General features: G+C 62.9%; 17 protein-coding genes. 12 read left to right on the forward strand and 5 right to left on the reverse strand.

The window, feature by feature from the left end:
- Nucleotides 1-3: 3 nt before the first annotated feature.
- From paaB to AC5DC2_RS00640, 7 genes are all read left to right on the forward strand, one after another.
- Nucleotides 4-288 carry a 1,2-phenylacetyl-CoA epoxidase subunit PaaB gene (gene paaB, locus AC5DC2_RS00610; protein ID WP_024708712.1) on the forward strand — a complete coding sequence of 95 codons (285 nt, stop codon included), beginning with the start codon at nucleotides 4-6 and terminating at the stop codon, nucleotides 286-288.
- A 38-nt stretch (nucleotides 289-326) separates the two neighbouring features.
- Nucleotides 327-1,124 (forward strand): 1,2-phenylacetyl-CoA epoxidase subunit PaaC, encoded by a 798-nt coding sequence (gene paaC / locus AC5DC2_RS00615; protein WP_491697135.1) that lies wholly within the window; start codon nucleotides 327-329, stop codon nucleotides 1,122-1,124.
- Between the two features lie 38 nt (nucleotides 1,125-1,162).
- Nucleotides 1,163-1,651, forward strand: a complete 489-nt coding sequence (paaD, locus tag AC5DC2_RS00620) for a 1,2-phenylacetyl-CoA epoxidase subunit PaaD (RefSeq protein WP_491697136.1) — start codon at nucleotides 1,163-1,165, stop codon at nucleotides 1,649-1,651.
- A 14-nt stretch (nucleotides 1,652-1,665) separates the two neighbouring features.
- Nucleotides 1,666-2,742, forward strand: coding sequence for a 1,2-phenylacetyl-CoA epoxidase subunit PaaE (paaE, locus tag AC5DC2_RS00625; protein ID WP_491697114.1), 1,077 nt, complete (start codon nucleotides 1,666-1,668; stop codon nucleotides 2,740-2,742).
- Complete coding sequence (locus tag AC5DC2_RS00630) at nucleotides 2,732-3,502, forward strand: Phenylacetic acid catabolic protein (RefSeq protein WP_024708716.1); 771 nt, start codon at nucleotides 2,732-2,734, stop codon at nucleotides 3,500-3,502. The genes paaE and AC5DC2_RS00630 overlap by 11 nt, the downstream gene beginning before the upstream one ends.
- 75 nt (nucleotides 3,503-3,577) lie before the next feature.
- Nucleotides 3,578-5,659, forward strand: a complete 2,082-nt coding sequence (gene paaZ / locus AC5DC2_RS00635) for a phenylacetic acid degradation bifunctional protein PaaZ (protein ID WP_491697115.1) — start codon at nucleotides 3,578-3,580, stop codon at nucleotides 5,657-5,659.
- A 3-nt stretch (nucleotides 5,660-5,662) separates the two neighbouring features.
- On the forward strand, nucleotides 5,663-6,277 hold the full coding sequence (locus AC5DC2_RS00640) for an acyltransferase (RefSeq protein WP_491697116.1): 615 nt from the start codon (nucleotides 5,663-5,665) through the stop codon (nucleotides 6,275-6,277).
- 176 nt (nucleotides 6,278-6,453) lie between these two features.
- Here AC5DC2_RS00640 and AC5DC2_RS00645 read toward each other — a convergent pair whose 3' ends face one another.
- From AC5DC2_RS00645 to AC5DC2_RS00660, 4 genes are all read right to left on the reverse strand, one after another.
- Complete coding sequence (locus AC5DC2_RS00645; protein ID WP_024708719.1) at nucleotides 6,454-7,542, reverse strand: ABC transporter ATP-binding protein; 1,089 nt, start codon at nucleotides 7,540-7,542, stop codon at nucleotides 6,454-6,456.
- A gap of 11 nt (nucleotides 7,543-7,553) precedes the next feature.
- Complete coding sequence (locus AC5DC2_RS00650) at nucleotides 7,554-8,657, reverse strand: carbohydrate ABC transporter permease (RefSeq protein WP_491697117.1); 1,104 nt, start codon at nucleotides 8,655-8,657, stop codon at nucleotides 7,554-7,556.
- Nucleotides 8,650-9,648: a carbohydrate ABC transporter permease gene (locus AC5DC2_RS00655; protein WP_245308949.1), complete on the reverse strand. Its 999-nt coding sequence runs from the start codon at nucleotides 9,646-9,648 to the stop codon at nucleotides 8,650-8,652. Before AC5DC2_RS00655 ends, AC5DC2_RS00650 begins: the two co-directional genes overlap by 8 nt.
- A gap of 83 nt (nucleotides 9,649-9,731) precedes the next feature.
- Complete coding sequence (locus AC5DC2_RS00660; protein WP_491697118.1) at nucleotides 9,732-11,015, reverse strand: ABC transporter substrate-binding protein; 1,284 nt, start codon at nucleotides 11,013-11,015, stop codon at nucleotides 9,732-9,734.
- A 287-nt stretch (nucleotides 11,016-11,302) separates the two neighbouring features.
- Here AC5DC2_RS00660 and AC5DC2_RS00665 point away from each other — a divergent pair, with 287 nt between their 5' ends.
- The 4 genes from AC5DC2_RS00665 to AC5DC2_RS00680 are packed head-to-tail and all read left to right on the forward strand — an operon-like array spanning nucleotide 11,303 to nucleotide 14,647.
- Complete coding sequence (locus tag AC5DC2_RS00665) at nucleotides 11,303-12,313, forward strand: Gfo/Idh/MocA family protein (RefSeq protein ID WP_491697119.1); 1,011 nt, start codon at nucleotides 11,303-11,305, stop codon at nucleotides 12,311-12,313.
- Between the two features lie 21 nt (nucleotides 12,314-12,334).
- The gene (locus AC5DC2_RS00670) at nucleotides 12,335-13,414 is read left to right on the forward strand and encodes a Gfo/Idh/MocA family protein (protein ID WP_024709809.1); all 1,080 of its coding nucleotides are present in this window, start codon (nucleotides 12,335-12,337) and stop codon (nucleotides 13,412-13,414) included.
- 7 nt (nucleotides 13,415-13,421) lie between these two features.
- Nucleotides 13,422-14,234 (forward strand): FCD domain-containing protein, encoded by an 813-nt coding sequence (locus AC5DC2_RS00675; protein WP_491697120.1) that lies wholly within the window; start codon nucleotides 13,422-13,424, stop codon nucleotides 14,232-14,234.
- A 14-nt stretch (nucleotides 14,235-14,248) separates the two neighbouring features.
- A complete protein-coding gene (locus AC5DC2_RS00680; RefSeq protein ID WP_024709811.1) occupies nucleotides 14,249-14,647 on the forward strand; it encodes a VOC family protein in 399 nt (132 codons plus the stop codon).
- Nucleotides 14,648-14,814: 167 nt separating this feature from the next.
- On the opposite strand, the gene AC5DC2_RS00685 is transcribed toward AC5DC2_RS00680, so the two are convergent.
- Nucleotides 14,815-15,483 carry a TetR/AcrR family transcriptional regulator gene (locus AC5DC2_RS00685; RefSeq protein WP_491697121.1) on the reverse strand — a complete coding sequence of 223 codons (669 nt, stop codon included), beginning with the start codon at nucleotides 15,481-15,483 and terminating at the stop codon, nucleotides 14,815-14,817.
- A gap of 160 nt (nucleotides 15,484-15,643) precedes the next feature.
- On the opposite strand from AC5DC2_RS00685, the gene AC5DC2_RS00690 reads away from it, so the two are divergent.
- Complete coding sequence (locus AC5DC2_RS00690; protein WP_491697122.1) at nucleotides 15,644-18,139, forward strand: beta-glucosidase; 2,496 nt, start codon at nucleotides 15,644-15,646, stop codon at nucleotides 18,137-18,139.
- The last annotated feature ends 15 nt before the right edge of the window (nucleotides 18,140-18,154 follow it).

Below are 18,154 nucleotides of genomic sequence, written 5' to 3' on the forward strand. Positions count from 1 at the left end.
AACATGTCCAAGGAATGGCCGCTCTACGAAGTCTTCATCCGGGGTCAACACGGTCTGAACCACCGCCATGTCGGCAGCCTGCACGCGCCCGATGCGGAAATGGCGATCCGCCATGCCCGCGACGTCTACACCCGCCGCAAGGAAGGCGTGTCGATCTGGGTGGTGAAGTCGAACGATATCACCGCATCCTCGCCGTCGGAAAAGGGTCCGCTCTTCGACCCCGCCGAGAGCAAGGCCTATCGTCATCCGACCTTCTTCGACATCCCCGAAGAAGTGGGGCATATGTGATGACGGCGACCGCTCAGCATACGGGCAATGTCACGCCGATGCCGGTGTCGACGACGCCCGACCCTTTCATTGGCGACGAGGCTCTGCGCCCGGCCTTTTTCGAATGGCTCTGTCGCCTCGGAGACAGCACGCTGGTGCTTGGCCACCGGGTTTCGGAATGGTGCGGCCATGCGCCGGTGCTCGAGGAAGATATCGCCTTTGCCAATACCGCGCTCGATCTCATCGGCCACACGCAGATGTGGCTGGGGCTTGCCGGCGAGGTGGAAGGCGAGGGCCGCAGCGCTGATAATCTCGCCTATCTGCGCGATGCCGCGCAGTTCCGCAACCTGCTGATCACCGAACTGCCGAAGGGCGACATGGGCGTCACCGTGATGCGCCAGTTCCTGTTTGATGCCTGGCATTTCGCGCTGCTGAAACGGCTGACGGGTTCGAAGAGCCCGCGCGTGGCCGAGATTGCGGCCAAGGCAGTCAAGGAAGCGGCCTATCATTTCGAGCGTTCCGCCGATCTGGTGATCCGCCTTGGCGATGGCACCGAGGAAAGCCATCGGCGCATGCAGGACGCGCTCGATTATCTCTGGCCCTATACCGGCGAGATGTTCATCACCGATGATATCGACCGGCAGGTAGCGGACGCCGGCATTGCGCCGGCGCCTGATGCGCTGAAGGCCGAATGGGACCGGACGCTCGCTTCCGTCTTCTCCGAAGCGACGCTGAAGAAGCCGGAAGAGGGCTATGCCCATACCGGCGGCAAGACCGGGCGTCATACGGAGCATCTGGGCTTCATCCTGGCCGAGCTGCAATTCCTGCAGCGCGCCTATCCGGGAGCGGAATGGTGAGTGCTGCAACCGCCGTTCTGCCCTCGCCGGAAGAGGTGATGGCCTGGCTTTCCGAAGTGCCCGATCCCGAAATCCCGGTGATCTCGATCACCGAGCTCGGTATCGTGCGCAAGGTCGGCCATGATGGCGACACACTGGTCGTCACCGTCACGCCCACCTATTCCGGCTGCCCGGCCGTGTCGCTGATCAATCTGGAGATCGAGGCCAAGCTTCTGGAGAAGGGCGTCGAGGATTTCCGGATCGAGCAGCAGCTTTCCCCGCCCTGGACCACGGATTTCCTGTCGGCGGAAGCGCGGGAAAAGCTGCGCGAATACGGCATCGCGCCGCCGATCGACGGCACGGCCGCCGATGGCCGGCTTGTCGCCCGCGCGGCGAGGCTTTCCGGCCACTCAAATCTCGTCATTGCCTGTCCGCGCTGCGGCTCGGGCAATACGGAGCGCGTTTCCCAGTTCGGCTCGACCCCCTGCAAGGCGTCCTATCGCTGCAAGGATTGTCTGGAGCCGTTCGATTATTTCAAGTGTATCTGAGGAGGAGTGATCAGATGGCACGGTTTCATCCGCTGGAAGTGACTGATGTCCGCCGCGAAACGAGCGATGCGGTGGTGCTCACGCTGAAGCCCCGCGACGAGGATGCGGGCGCCTTCGGCTTTACCCAGGGTCAATATCTGACCTTCCGCCGCCTCTTCGACGGCGAGGAGGTGCGCCGGTCCTACTCGATCTGCGCGGGGCTCGACGAGGGCTGCCTCAAGGTCGGCGTCAAGCGCGTGGAGGGCGGCGCCTTTTCCACCTTCGCCAATGAAGAGCTGAAGCCCGGCGACGTCATCGAAGCGATGCCGCCCATGGGCAAGTTCTTCACGCCGCTAAACGCCGAGGTGAGCAAGGACTATCTCGGCTTTGCCGGCGGTTCCGGCATCACGCCGCTGCTTTCGATCGTCAAGACGGTGTTGGCGCGCGAGCCGCAATCGCGCTTCACGCTGGTCTATGCCAACCGCCAGATCAAGTCGATCATGTTCCGCGAGGAGCTGGAAGACCTGAAGAACACCTATCTCGGCCGGCTTTCCGTCATCCATGTTCTGGAGAGCGACAGCCAGGAGATCGACCTCTTCACCGGCCGTATTGATGCGGAAAAACTCGAAGCCTTCTTCAATCTGTGGATCGATCTTCCCGCCGTCGACACCGCCTTCATCTGCGGGCCGGAGCCGATGATGCTGACCATTGCGGCGTCGCTGAAGAAGCACGGCATGAAGGACGAGCAGATCAAGTTCGAACTGTTCGCCTCCTCCCAGCCCGGTCGCGCGAAGCAGAAAGTGGTTTCCAAAACTCTAGCGACCGCCGGCGAGAGCGTGGAAATTCACCTGACGCTCGACGGCACGACGCGCTCCTTCACCATGCCGCGCGACGGCACGGCGGTGCTCGATGCCGCGCTCGCCCACGATATCGACGCGCCATACTCCTGCAAGGGCGGCATCTGCTCGACCTGCCGGGCCAAGGTGGTCGAGGGCGAAGTCGAGATGATCAGCAATCACGCGCTGGAGGATTACGAGGTGCGGGCCGGCTACGTGCTCTCCTGCCAGTGCCTGCCACTCTCGGAAAAGGTGGTGATCAGCTATGACGAGTGACATGTCGATTGCCGATTATCTGGCCGAAGGCGGCAAGCTTTCCTCGCCGGACAATGCGCCGCCGCTCTACCGCGCGGAACTGATGCGGATGATGTCCTCCTTCGTCGACAGCGAGCTTGCCGGTTCGGCCGGTTTTGCCGCCGCCATCAACTGGGCGCCCGGTATTGCCGAACGCATCGCCGCAAGCCGGATCGTGCTGGAAAAGGCCGACCATGCCGAGCGCGTGCTCACCCTGATGGGCGATTTCGGAACCGATACGGCGCTTTACAATCGCGCCCATAGCTGGGCGGCGCGACTTTCCCGCGATGCCGTGGTCGACCCGCGCCGGATGGGCGGCGACATGCGGCTTTCCGTCTTCCACTATCCCTTCGAGGACTGGACGGACGCGGTGGTGATGAACGTGCTGATGGGGCTTGCCACCGTCATCCAGCTCGAGGAAATGACCCATGCCTCCTACACGCCCTATGCCGAGGTGATCCGCTCTGTCCTGCCGCGCGAGAAGCGGCATATGGAGCTTGGACTCGAGGGATTGCGCAAGCTTGTCGCCACCGAAGAAGGCCGCAGTGCAGCAGAGGCGGCCGTTGCTTATTGGCATCCCCGCGTTGCCGAAACCTTCGGTCCGGCAGTCTCCGAACGCTTCGCCCGGCTTTCGCGCTTCGGTCTGCGCCATAGTGAAAACGAGGCGCTGAGGAACCGCTGGCGGGCGGATGCCGAAAGCGTGCTCGAAGACTGCGGGCTGAAGACGCCGGTTGCGGCCTGATTGTCGCATCTCTCAACATTTGAGGTCCTGTCGCCGATCAGACGGACGGCAGGACCGACGAGGAAGGATATCCCCATGACTGAGACGGCCGCACGCCGCCTTGAGAGCTATGTGCTCGGCGCCTGGCAGACGGGCTCGGGGGCGGGAAAACCGCTTGCCCATGCCGCTACCGGAAAAACCATTGCGCTCATCGGCTCGGACGGACTGAATTTCGCCGATGCGCTTGCCTATGGCCGCGAAAAGGGCGGAAGCGCGCTGCGGGCGATCACCATCCACGAGCGCGCGCTGATGCTGAAGGCGATCGGCACGGCGCTGATGGAGCGCAGGCAGGAATTCTACGTCGAAAATAGCTGGACCGGCGCCACGCGGCGCGATGGCTGGGTGGATATCGAGGGCGGCATCGGCACGCTTTTGACCTTCGCCTCAAAGGCGCGGCGCGAACTGCCGAACGCGAAAGTGTTGAGCGAGGGCGATGTCGAGCCGCTGTCGAAGGATGGCAGCTTTGCCGGCCGCCATATCCTGACGCCGATGAAGGGCGTCGCGATCCACATCAACGCGTTCAACTTCCCCGTATGGGGCATGCTGGAGAAGATCGCGCCGGCGCTGATTGCCGGCATGCCGTGCCTCGTCAAGCCTGCCTCTCAGACGGCCTATCTGACCGAGCTTGTCACCCGCGCCATCATCGAAACCGAGTTCCTGCCGGATGGCGCGCTGCAGCTTGTCTGCGGCAGCGCGGGCGACATGCTGGATCATGTCACCGGCCAGGACGTCGTCACCTTCACCGGATCGGCAACGACCGGGCGCAAGCTGAAGACCGGAAAGGCGATCGTCGAAAACGCCGTGCGCTTCAACATGGAGGCCGACAGTCTGAACGCCGCGATCCTCGGCGAAGATGCCGGACCGGGCACGCCGGAATTCGATCTCTTCATCCGCGAGGCGGCCAATGAGATGACGTCCAAGGCCGGGCAGAAATGCACCGCCATCCGCCGTATCATCGTGCCGCGCGCTCATGAACAGGCGGTGGTCGAGGCGCTGTCCGCGCGGCTTGCCAAGACGGCGATCGGCCTGCCGGACGATGAGAATGCCCGCATGGGCGCGCTGGTCTCGCTGTCGGATCGTGACGGCGTGCGCGAGAAGATCGCGGCCCTTCTCGGAGATGGCGAGATCGTCCATGGCGACCCTGAAAAAGTGACGCTGGTTTCGGGCGATGCGGAAAAGGGCGCTTTCATGAGTCCTGTGCTTCTCCGCTGTGCCAATCCGTTCGAGGCAAAGGCCGTGCACGATGTTGAAGCCTTCGGGCCGGTCGCAACCGTGATGGCCTATGATGAGGCCGAAGAAGCGGTGGCGCTTGCCGAGCGCGGCAAGGGCTCGCTGGTCTCCTCGCTGTTTACCAATGACGGCGCGATTGCCGCCGAGATTGTCACCGGCCTTGCCGCCCATCACGGCCGCGTCATGATCGGCAATCGCGGCTCGGCGAAGAGTTCCACCAGTCATGGCTCGCCGCTCGCGCCGCTCGTCCATGGCCGCCCGGGCCGCGCCGGCGGCGGCGAGGAAATGGGCGGCATGCGCGGGGTGAAGCACTTCATGCAGCGCACCGCCGTGCAGGGCACGCCCGACATGCTGACGGCGATCACCGGCGAATGGGTCGATGGCGCGGAAAGCCGGAGCGGCAAACATCCCTTCCGCAAGTCGCTGGAAGAGCTGAAGATCGGCGACCAGATCGTGACGGAGACCCGCACGATCACCCGCGAGGATGTCGAGCATTTTGCCGCCTTCACCGGCGATACGTTCTACGCCCACATGGACAGCGATGCGGCGAAGGCCAATCCCTTCTTCGAGGACCGGGTGGCCCATGGCTATCTGATCGCCTCGTTCGCGGCCGGCCTGTTCGTCGATCCCGATCCGGGCCCGGTTCTTGCCAATTACGGCGTCGACGATCTGCGTTTCCTCACCCCGGTCTATTTCGGCGATACGCTTAAAGTTCGACTGACCTGCAAGGCGATCAATCCGCGGGAAAACGCCGGCCATGGCGAGGTGCGCTGGGACTGCCGCGTCACCAACCAGAAGGACGAGATCGTCGCGCAATATGACGTCTTGACCATGGTTGCAAAGACCTGGCCGCTTGCTGCCGAAACGCTTTCAGGAATGGCGGGCTGAGCCATGGCTGTCTACGCCTATGACGATATCGTGCCGGTTGTCGATCAGGGCGCCTATGTCCACCCGGATGCGGTGCTGATCGGCGATGTCATCATCGGCCCGCAATGCTTCGTTGGGGCGGGCGCGGTGCTGCGCGGCGATTTCGGCCGGATCGAGATGCATGAGGGCTCCAACATCCAGGAGACCTGCGTCTGCCATTCCTTTCCCGATCGCGATGTGGTGGTTGAACGCTATGGCCATGTCGGCCACGGCGCGGTGCTGCATGGCTGCCGCGTCGGCGAGAATGCCATGGTCGGCATGAATGCCGTGGTCATGGACGAGGCGGTGATCGGGAAGAATGCCATCATCGGGGCGATGGCCCTTGTCAGGCAGGGCTTTGTCGTGCCCGAAGGCATGCTCGCCCATGGCAATCCGGCGCGCGTGATCCGTCCTCTGACGGATGAGGAAATCGCCTGGAAGACGGGCGGCACGGATATCTATCGCCAGCTTGCCTTCGAGGCGGCAGGCCGAACGCGACCGGCCGAACCGCTTTCGCAAGCGGAACCGGATCGCCGCCGGATCAAAGCCCCGCGCTATGATCCTCTGATGATCGCACGGGTGGGCGAGAAGAAGCAATGAGGGTTTGGAAGAAGCCGTGATGCGCCTTCTTCTGCTGTTCAGCTTGAGCGACCCAATTCGATTGGCTTGTTCACCACTTTCAGCCTGGAAGAGTGCCTAGCGTGTCCGCTTCTCCTGGACGCGTAGATTCAATAGGTTAGAGCGTCCTTTGTGCGTCCGAATGGACGCACGGCGCTCTAATCCGGATCGATCCTCCGGCCATCGGCCTCGAAGAGATGCCAGTGCTCTTCCCTCGGACGCACATGGACGACATCGCCGCGCGATAGCGCGCTTTGTCCCGGCTCATGGATCAGAACCGGCGCGCCGTCCGGCAGCGTGCAGTGCAGGTAGCTGTTGGCTCCATGCTGCTCGGAGACGGAGACGGTCACCGGCCAGGTCAGATCATGGGCATCCACCGTGACGAGGTGTTCGGGCCTGATGCCGAGCGTTACCTTCTGTCCGGTCGCAGACTTGGCGGCATGGTCGGACAGTTTCAGCGGCGGCAATTGCGCGGCGTTGAAGACCAGTGCGCCGTCGGCCGCCACGCCGAGCGTGCCCTCGACGAAGTTCATCCTCGGCGATCCGATGAAACCGGCGACGAAGGTGTTGCGCGGATTGTTGTAAAGCTCCAGCGGCGCGCCGACCTGTTCGATAACGCCGCGTCTCAATACCACGATCTTGTCGGCCATGGTCATTGCCTCGATCTGGTCGTGGGTCACATAGATCATGGTGTTGCCGAGCCGCTCATGCAGTTTGGTGATCTCCAGGCGCATATGAACGCGCAGTTCGGCGTCGAGATTGGAGAGCGGTTCGTCGAACAGGAATATCTTCGGATCGCGGGTGATCGCCCTGCCGATGGCCACGCGCTGGCGCTGGCCGCCGGAAAGCTGCTTGGGCCGGCGGTCGAGCAGCGCGTCGATCTGCAGCATCCCGGCGGCCATGGCAACGCGGCGGTTGATCTCATCCTTCGGCATGCGGATGTTTTCCAGCCCGAAGCTCAGATTTTCACGCACCGTCATGTGCGGGTAGAGCGCATAGGACTGGAACACCATCGCCACGCCGCGGTCGGCCGCCGGCACATGCGCGATGCTTTCGCCGTCGATCCGGATATCGCCGCCTGTGACATCCTCCAGCCCGGCGATCATGCGGAGCAATGTCGATTTGCCGCAGCCGGACGGCCCGACGAAAACGACAAACTCACCGTCGTCGATCGTCAGGTTGACATCGGGGATGACTTCGACAACGCCGAAACACTTGTTGAGGTTCTCGAGGGTCAGTTTTGCCATGAATGTCGAACCTATTTTATGCCTGTGGAAGCGATGCCGCTGGTGATGTAGCGCTGCAGGAAGATGAAGGCGAAGGCGAGCGGCAGGGCGGTCAGCGTCGTCATCGCCAGAAGCAGGTCGTAACGGATCTCGAATTCCGTCTGGAACGAGGCGAGGGCCAGCTGCAGCGTGAAGGATTCCCGGTTGTTCAGCACGATCAGCGGCAGCAGGAAGTCGTTCCAGCGCGACAGGATCGAGAAGATCGCGACCACCGCCAGCGCCGGCGAGGACAGCGGCAGGATGATGCGCCAGAAAATCCGCCATTCGCTGGCATGGTCCATGCGCGCCGCCTCCAGCAGTTCGTCGGGAATGGTGAGCATATACTGACGCAGCAGGAACACGCCGGTGGGGGTGGCGACGGTCGGCAGGATCACGCCCCAAAGACTGCCGACAAGGCCGAGCTCGGCAACGATCAGATAGACCGGCACCAGAACCACGGTGGCCGGTATCATCAGCGTCGCCAGAATTGCCGTCAGGGCCGCCGTGGAGCCGCGGAAGCGGTATTTCGACAGCGCGAAGGCCGCCATCGAATTCATCACCAGCGTGATCACCGTGGCGACGACCGTGATGAACAGCGAATTGTAGACATAGCGCCAGATGTCCGCGCCCGCCGTGGTCAGAAGATTGACATAGTTGTCGATCGTGAAACGGACCTTGCGCACCGGCTCGGCATTGGCGACCTTGATCACGAGCCGCCCCGCCGCCGGATCGGCCGGATCGATCACTTGGGCGTTGAGCCCGACGCGCCGGATCTGGGCGAGCCGGATGGTCTCGCCGTCCTCGGTCCTGACGTCGTAGAGCGGCAGCGGTTCGTCGAAGCCTTCGACGGAGACCGTTTCCGTCGTCACCGGCAGCAGCGTCGGCGGGAAATCCTGCAGATTGGCCGGCGTCTTGAACGAGGAGATCACCAGCCACAGCACCGGCGCGAACATGATGACCAGGCCAAGCAGCAGGTAGCCATAGGTGACGTAGTCGGTCCAGTCCGCCTTCCTGCCGCCGCGTTTGCCGAAGATGGTTCCCAGAATACCTGGCGACGGCCGGTTCCGGGCGATGCGGATGTCGTCGAGGTCAGCCATCACGTGCGCTCCTGGAGAATTTGAGTTGCAGTGCCGTGAACAGCAGCAGCACGAGGCCGAGCAGCAGAGAGGCGGCTGCGGCAAGGCCGAAATTGCGCGGCTGGGCGGCAAAGCCGACCTCGTAGATATACTGGACCATCAGCATGGTGGCGGAGCCGGGACCGCCGCCGGTCAGCACGTAGAGTTCGTCGAATGTCTGCACAGAGCGGATCACGCACAGGACGAAGACCACCAGAAGCACCGGCAGGAGAAGCGGCAGGGTGATGCGCCGGAACACCCGCCAGTGGCTGGCCGAATCCATCTTCGCGGCCTCGTAGACATCGCGCGGGATCGCCTGCAGGCCTGCGAGAAGAATGATGGTGTAGAACCCCATATGGGCCCAGATCGTCACCGCGACGGCCCAGGCAAAGGCGGTGTCTGCGTGAACCAGCCAGTTGACGCCGCCGAGGCCCACGGATTCCAGAAGCCCGTTGAGCGCGCCGTTGCGCTGCAGGATCCATTGCCAGGTCAGCGCAACAACGACCGGCGACAGCATGACGGGGAAGAAGAACACGCCCCGGAAGAAGCCGCGTCCCCTGATCTCCCGGTTGAGGCAGATGGCGGTCAGCAGGGAAATGCCGATCATCAGCACCACCTGCGTCGGCACGAATACGAGGCTGTTGCCGAGGGCGCGCCAGAACAGGTCGCGCGAGCATGTCGATGGCTGGAGATAGTTCCGGCAATCGAGCAGGGTCTCGTAATTGGCCATGCCGATGAAGGGCCGATCCACAGGGTAGAGCCTGTCACTGCCGGTGACCGAATAGAAGATATTGATGAAGACCGGAAGGAGCGCAAACAGCAGCACCGCCGTCAGGTTGGGGATCAGGAAAATCCACGGCATCCGCTTGATGCCGATTGTCTTTTGAACCCCGCTCATCGCCGGCTCGATCAGCCGGGCGGGCAAGGCCGCGACATTGGCCAGCATCCGGCCGGCTTGCATGCTTGCTGTCATCCGTCTCTCCCTCCGCCTTCGGTGGTGGAGGCGCCCTTAAGGCCGGGCGTCCTCCTGTCTGCTGCCGCCTGAAGGTCGCCCGGTTACTGGTTGCCCCGGGCGGCATCGATCGCCAGGTTGACGTCCGTCTCGATACGGGCCAGCGCCTCGTCAACCGTCAGCTCGTCGTTGAGCACCTGGCTGATGCGGGTGGTCAGCGAGTTCATCATTGCGCGCTGGTAGCGCCAGCCCTGAAAACGGTAGGCGGCGTCGGCCATTTTCGGCACCTGGGCGCTGAAGGTGGCGAGCGCCTCCTGGGTGCGCTCCGAAGCGCCCGGATATTCGACGCCGGCATCGCCGACCGAGCGGGAGGCCGGGATCTCGACCGAGGCGGCGATCACCTCGGTGAGGTTTTCGGGCTGTGACAGATAGTTGATGAAGGTGCCCATGGCTTCCGGGTGTTCGGTGTGTTTGAACGCCACCAGCGCGCCGCCGCCCGGCATCACTGTGCAGGAGGACGGGCCGCAAGGCGCGGGTGCGACCTCCCAGTCGAACAGGTCGCCGACTTCGGCATCCATCTTGCCGAGGTTCCATGAGCCGCCGAAATAGAAGACGACATTGGCATTGAGGAAGTCGGCGAAAAGCTCGCGATGGGTCGCGCCGCCGACGGCCCCCCAGAGATCCATCGGCATCACGCCGGTCTCGTGCCACGCCTTGAATTTCTCGATCGCGTTACGCAGGCCGTCATCGACGACGGGCCGACCCTCGTCATCGACAAGTTCGGCGCCCTGGCTGATGGCGAAGCTGGCGAAGCGGTGGCCCGACCTGTCCATCTCCATCGGAAAATCCGTGTTGGTGGCCTCGGCAACCTCTGTCGTGGCGACCGCCCAGTCATCCCAGGTTGCGCCTTCCTCCGGCAAGGGAACGCCGGCCTGCTCGAACAGTGTCTTGTTGACATAGGCGCCATTGACCGTCAGCGAGGTCGGCATGCCGAAAATCGCCGCGCCGTCGGGGTCGCTGCCGCGCAGCCATGAAAGGGTCTGGCCATAGTCCTTCTCGAACTGCGCCGCGTCGACATAAGGGGTGATGTCGAGATAGAAGCGGCTCAAGCCCCCGAGATCGGTGATGATCGCGCCATCCGGCCCTTCGCCGGATTCGAGCTGGACAGGCAGGCTCTCCAGGATGGCCTGATAGCTCACGGTTTCCAGTTTGACCGGCAGGTCGGGATGCTCCTCGTTGTAACGGTCGACCACGGGCTGCATGGTGATGCAGCCGAAGCCGGTGTCGTCACAGAAGATCGTGGCGGCGCCATTCTGCGCCGAGGCGGCAGCGGCGCAGGCCAAAAAGACGCCTGCCGCCGCCGGGTAAGCGAACGCTGAAAGTTTCATTTTGATCCTCCCGTTGGACGATGCCAGCCCTCCGCCAGGCATCTTCTCCAGTCAGACGCATTGGTCCAACCACGGAACTATTGATTGGCCTGACCAAAAAGTCAACAGCTGCGACGATCCCCAAAAAGCGCCGTAAAAATGGGCTATGAAGCGCTTGTCTCCACAAGAGAGCAGCTTGACAGAGCCAGATTATTTTTGTTTGGTCTGTCCAAATCGGCAAGATTGGGATGCGACTTCGAACTTCAGCCGGGTGTCGTGCTTTGCCGAAACCAAGGAGAACCAGGTAAATGTTGAGGTTTGCTGTCGTGGGCATCGACCACGGACATATTTTCGATCACGTCAACGGATTGCTGGCGGCAGGGGCCGAATTCGCAGGATATTGCGAAAAAACCTCGGTTCCAGAACTGGTTGACGCATTCCGTCGAACCTATCCCGATGCGCCCGTCATCGACCGGGAGACGATTTTTGGCGACGACAGTATTGACGTCATCTGCATCGCCGCTGTTCCCGCAGATCGCGCCGGTCTCGCGATCCGGGCGATGGAAGGCGGCAAGGATGTCATGGTCGACAAGCCTGGTATGACCACTGGCGCGCAACTCGCGGCGGTGCGCGAGACCGTCGGAAAGACCGGCCGGATCTTCTCGGTCTGTTTCTCCGAGCGGCTCTGTGTTCCCTCCGCCGTCAAGGCCGGAAAACTGGTTACTGCGGGAGCGATCGGCAAGGTGGTGCAGACCATCGGCATGGGGCCGCACCGCAAGTCGGCGGGCCAGCGGCCGGACTGGTTTTTTGAACTTGACCGGTTTGGCGGCATCATCATCGACATCGCCTCGCACCAGATCGATCAGTTCCTGTTTTACACCGGCTCGGAGACGGCCGAAGTCGCTGCCGCCAGCATCGGCAATTTCGCCACGGGAGACCATCCCGCCTTTCAGGATTTCGGCGAGGTTCTGCTGCGCAGCGATCATGCCGCCGGTTATATCCGCGTCGACTGGTTCACGCCGGACGGCCTGCCGACCTGGGGCGACGGCCGTCTCACCATTCTCGGCACGGACGGCTATATCGAGCTGCGAAAATATGTCGATATCTGCGGCCGCGACGGCAAGGACCACCTGTTCCTCGTTGACCGGACCCATACCGAATATATCGACTGTTCCGGGGAGAAACTCGACTATTTCGACCAGTTCGTCACCGATGTGCGCGAGCGGACCGAAACCGCCATGAGCCAGGCCCATGTTTTCGAGGTCTGCCGCCTGTCGCTCGAGGCCCAGGAAAAAGCCCACAACATCACCGCGCGCTGAGCGGAACCGGGAGGAGAAACCATGACCAGAAAGTTCCGCGTTGCCGTCATCGGCGCCGGTATCGCCGCCCGTCACATGACGGGCTACAGGTGGAATGCCGAGCGCTTCGAGGTCAAGGTGATCTGCTCGCTCGACGAAGCGCGCGGCCGGGCGCTTTGCGAGGAATTCGGCGTGCCCGAATACACGCAGGACACCGATTCGCTGTTCGCCCGCGAGGATATCGACATCATCGACGTCTGCACGCCGCCGCATAGCCATTTCGAGCTGTCTCGAAGGGCGCTTGAAGCGGGCAAGCACGTCATCTGCGAGAAGCCGCTGTTCGGTTCGCTCGCCGATGTCGACGCTATGGAGAAGATTGCGGCGGCATCCGGCAGGGTTATCATGCCGATCTTTCAGTATCGCTACGGCACGGGATTGCAGAAGCTGAAACACCTGATCGCGAAAGGGCTGGCCGGCCGGCCGTTCATGACCACGATCGAGACCCATTGGTGGCGTCCTCCGCCCTATTTTGCGGTGGAATGGCGCGGGAAGTGGGCAACGGAACTGGGCGGCGGTTTGCTCGGCCATGCCATCCACGCCCACGACATGCTCAATTATGTCCACGGCCCCTGCGCCGAGGTTTTCGCCTATGGAGCGACGCTGGTCAACAAGATCGAGGTTGAGGACACGATGGCGTTGGCCGTGAAGATGGAGAACGGTTCGCTGGCAAGCCTGTCGATGACGCTCGGCTCACGCGAGGAGATTTCGCGGTTGCGCTTCTGTTTTGAAAACCTGACCGCCGAAAGCATTCGCGAACCCTATACGATGGGGCGTGATCCGTGGCGGTTCATCGCCGGCGATGCCGCGCATCAGGCGCGCATCGACGCCGCGCTCGCCGAGGTCGCGGTCACGGAGGATGGCTACACGCGCCAGTTCGAGCTGTTCCATGCCGCGCTTGTGGAAGGCCGCGCGCCGCCGGTGACACTTGCTGATGCGCGGAATTCGCTGGCCTTGGTCACGGCGGCGTATTATTCAGATCGTACCGGCAGGCCGACGCCATTGCCGATTACCGAGGACCATCCGCTCTATCGGTCATGGCTGCCGGAGGCGGGGAAGGAATAGCAGACGCGTGCGCAGTGCCAACACAACCAGCCCGAATGACGCGGGATCGGCCGGAGCCGCACAGGGCGAAGGCGCGGGCGGGCGGAAGGTGCGCCTGCTTGCGGCCAAGCGGCTTTACCAGGTTGTGGCACGGCGCATCGCCCGGATGATCGAGGAAAATCAGGGTAGGGAAGACTGGCGGCTGCCCTCCGAACGCGAGCTCGCCGAACAGTTGGAGGTAAGCCGCACGGTGGTGCGCGAGGCGGTGATCGCGCTGGAGATGCGCGGCATCGTGGAGGTGCGCGGTCGTGCCGGCATCATCGTGCTGCCGGCGCATGTCAACCCTCTCAGCTTCGATGCCATCAACACCGACATCGGGCCGGGCCCTTTCGAATTGCTGGAGGCGCGGCTGGCGCTGGAATCGAGCGCCGCCGCGCTCGCCGCCGAACGGGCCACACGCTATGACATCATGGAGCTCGAGGAATGCATCGAGCGCATGCAGCTGGAAACCGATGAGGTTTTCCTGAATGAAAAGGGAGACCGGGAGTTTCATCTGACGATCGCGAACATGACCGGCAACGCCATCATCCTGTCGATGATCCAGGCCTTGTGGGACCAGCGCGACGCCTCGCGCATGTGGCAGCGCGTTCACCGGCACATCCATGCCCCGAAGGTGCGTGCGTTGTGGATCGGCGATCACTATGCCATCGTTGCTGCGTTGAAAATGCGTAATGGGGAAGCCGCGCGTCACGCCATGACGCGCCATATAAACAACGTGACTGACGAATTGTTGCGCGCGGACGAACTGGGCCGGTTCTCGTCCGAATCCGCGGACGATTGAGATGGAGATCGGAGATGCTGAAGGGTTTTGAACACGTAGGCATGACTGTCAGCAATATCGATAAGAGCCTGAATTTCTATGTGGATCTGCTCGGGCTGAAGCTGACGGTGCGCCGCAGGGGGCAGGATGATTCCGGTTTCGAATTCTGTTTCCTTGATGCGGGCAACGGGATGCTCGAGATCATGGGCCCGGCGACCGGAGCGCTGCAGGCCGAAGACGTCGCCGCCGGTCGGGCGGGGCTGCGTCATCTGACGTTCTGCTTCGATGATATCGACACGCTCTACCGCAGGCTGGAGGAGGCCGGCGTCGAACTGGTCGAGGCTCCGCGCGAGGCTTACAACCGCGACATCGTCGACAAGGTCGCGTTCTGCCGCGATCCCGACGGAATCCTGATTGAACTCTGCGAACGATAGGCATGAACACGCTGCGCTCCGCATCGCCGCCGCGAACGGCCGGCACCTGAGCAGGCGAGGCTCGAGGCGTCCCGACATACTGATGCCGTTTCCCGCGACACAGGCCTTCCGGAAGGCGCGGATTGTGGCGCCGTCCTGTGTCCGGGTCTTCGGCGAACCCGGTGCCTTCACCCTATCCAAACCAAGCGATCGTGATCCCGGCCGTATTGCCCGGCAAGGCGATTGATGTAGTTCCCGAAGATGCCGGCCATGTCGAGCGTTTCGCCCGAACGCAGCCATTGCTCCTGCAAACCGTCCATCATGGCGATGATCTCGAAAGCGAGGTTGTCGGCATCGGATGCCGGATCGAATGTGCCGTCAGCCTGGCCCGATCTGAGGGCCCCGGCGATCATGGCGTGCGTCCTTGCCGAGCGCGCCGCGAACCAGTCCGCAGCCGGATGATCGGCCGAGAGGCTTTCCACCGAGAGAAGCGCGAAGGCGCGGATCACGCCCGGGATCGTCTCGTTATACCGAACGATATCCACCAGGGAACCGAGGAATGTGCGCCAATCGGCGCCCTTCTTCGGCAACATAACGGCGGTGACCGCGTCCCGCTCTTCCAGGACCGCCAGCAGCAGCGCGGTCTTGCTTGGAAAATAATGCAGCAGGCCGGGAAGCGTAAGCCCCACCTCTGCGGCGACGGTGGCAATGGCCGCATTCTGATAGCCCGATTGGCTGAACACGCGGACTGCCGCCTCGACGATTTCGGCGCGCCGCCGCTGGCCTTTCCCATAAGGCCCCCGCGCACCGGCGCCTGCCTTTCGCGGTTCGCGTTTTGTCGGGGTGTCGTCCGGCATGTCCTGTCATCTCCATTGGTTTCCCAGGATACATGAAAGGGGGTAAAACTTAAAACCTAGTGTTTAGTAGCTTTTTGTGCTTTCGTGTGGCCACAGTGATTGGCGCTGCGCCGCGTGCGTGGCTGTCGGACGTCCATGCCGGCGATGAAATGAGGTTTTGATGAACAATGATCAGACGGGCGGCGCGGCCGTCAATATTGACCACCTTCTGGAGGAACTGACCCTGGAGGAACAGGTGTCGCTGATGGCGGGGGCGGATTTCTGGACCACCGTTCCGGTGCCGCGCCTCGGCATTCCGGCCGTGAAGGTTTCCGATGGCCCCAATGGCGCGCGCGGCGCGGGCGGCCTGACCAACGGCACGCCGGCGGCCGCCTTCCCCTGCGCCATCGCACTTGGGGCGAGCTGGAACAGAGATGCGGCCTATGAAATGGGGGCGGCGCTGGCCGCCGAGGCGCGTTCGAAAGGCGCGCGGGTGCTACTGGCGCCGACGGTCAACATGCACCGCTCGGGTCTGAACGGTCGCAATTTCGAGTGCTATTCGGAAGACCCGCTGCTGACGTCCATGTTGGCCGTTGCCTATGTCAAGGGCCTGCAGGACAATGGCGTTGGCGCGACGATCAAGCATTTCGTCGCCAATGATTCCGAAATCGACCGGCAGACGGTTTCATCCGATGTCGATGAACGGACGCTGCGGGAGATCTACCTGCCGCCGTTCGAGGCAGCGGTCAAGAAGGCAGGCGTCTGGGCGGTGATGACCGGATATAACCGGCTCAACGGCATCCATATGGACGGCCACAAATGGGCGCTGCAGGAGGTGATGCGCGGTGAGTTCGGTTATGACGGCATCTTCATGTCGGACTGGTTCGGCACGAATTCGGTCGCGGCCTCGGTCAATGCCGGACACGATCTCGAAATGCCCGGGCCGACACGCTACCGCGGTGCAAGGCTTATCGATGCTGTTAAGGCAGGCGAGGTCGATGCCGAGACGATCCGGGCGGCAGCGCGCCGCCTGCTCGTTCTGTTCGAGCGCGTCGGCGCGTTTCACAGCGCCGGTCCCGAGGCGGAAACCTCGCGTGATGCGCCGGAGACCCGTGCGCTGATCCGTCGTCTCGGCGCGGAGGGCGCCGTTCTTTTGAAGAATGAAGGCAATCTGCTGCCGCTCGAAAAGAACGTATCGATTGCCGCGCTTGGCCCCAATGCCGGCGTGGCGCGGTTGATGGGGGGCGGTTCGGCGCAGATCAACGCGCCCTATCGGGTGACGCCGGTCGCGGGGCTGAAGGCCGCCTTCGGCGACAATCGCGTTTCCCATGCCAAGGGCTGCACCAACAACAGGCTGACGCAGGTCCTGCAGGGCGATGTCGAGCTTCGGTTCCATCACGGCCGCCGGCTTGAAGGCAAGCCCGTTCATATCGCAACCGAGGAGGCGCTCAACTGCTTCTGGTTCGATCTTCCGGTCCCGGAACTGGACCAGAACGATTTTTCCGTGCAGGTCGTCGCGACCTTCACCCCGGAGGAAAACGGGACCTACCGCGCCGGCATGACCAATGCCGGTCTCGCGCGCGCCTATCTTGATGGCGAACTGCTGATCGACGGCGAGAGCGACTGGTCGCACGGACAGAACTTTTTCGGTGCGGCCAATGACGAGCGACAGGTCGAAATCGAGCTTCAAGCCGGAACCACCTATCAGTTGGTCATCGACTATTGTTCCCCGGATTCGGCCGAGAACGGCATCACCGTTCGCGCGCTCCGGTTCGGGATTGAAAAGACCATGGGCGAGCAGGACATCGATGATGCCGTCAGGCTTGCGGGGGAGCAGGATGTGGCGGTGCTGTTCGTCGGCCGCCAGGAGGAATGGGACAGCGAGGGGCACGATCTGCCGGACATGACATTGCCCGGCCGGCAGAATGCGCTGATCGAGGCCGTGGCCGCCGTCAATCCGAACACGGTTGTGGTGCTGCAGACCGGCGGTCCGGTGGAGATGCCCTGGCTCGACAAGGTGAAATCAGTCGTTCAGTTCTGGTATCCGGGACAGGAGGTCGGCAATGCGATTGCCGATGTGCTGAGCGGCGCGGCCTATCCCGGCGGCCGGCTGCCGCAGACCTTCCCACGCCGCATGAAGGACAATTCGGCCTGGAGCGACGATGCGCTCACCTATCCCGGCAAGGACGGGCATGTGCGCTACGACGAGGGCGTATTCGTCGGCTATCGCCATCACGACAGCCGCGATGTGCCGCCGCTCTTCCCCTTCGGTTTCGGCCTCGGATACACCCGGTTTGACTGGGGCGACGCCACGGCGGACACCGCGATCATGACGGATGCCGGGGTCACCGTCACCGTACCAATCGTCAATTCGGGGGCGGCGGATGGCGTCGAGGTCGTGCAACTCTACGTGCAGCCGGAGGCGATGGTGGACGACGTGCCCGTCGCCCGCCCGAAAAAGGAACTACGCGCCTTCGCCCGCCTCGCCCTCACGCCGGGCGAGCACGGAACGGCCAGCCTCGGCATCGTGCCGCGCGATCTTGCCTATTTCGATGTCGAACGCCAGCGATGGGTGGCGCCGGCGGGTCGCTATACGCTTCTTGTCGCCGCCAATGCCGGCGATATCCGCCAGCGTCTCACCGTCGATCTCGAGACCGAGTGGTCAGAACCGGCCTGACGGCCGGAATGCGTT

Source organism: Martelella sp. (genome assembly GCF_984369615.1).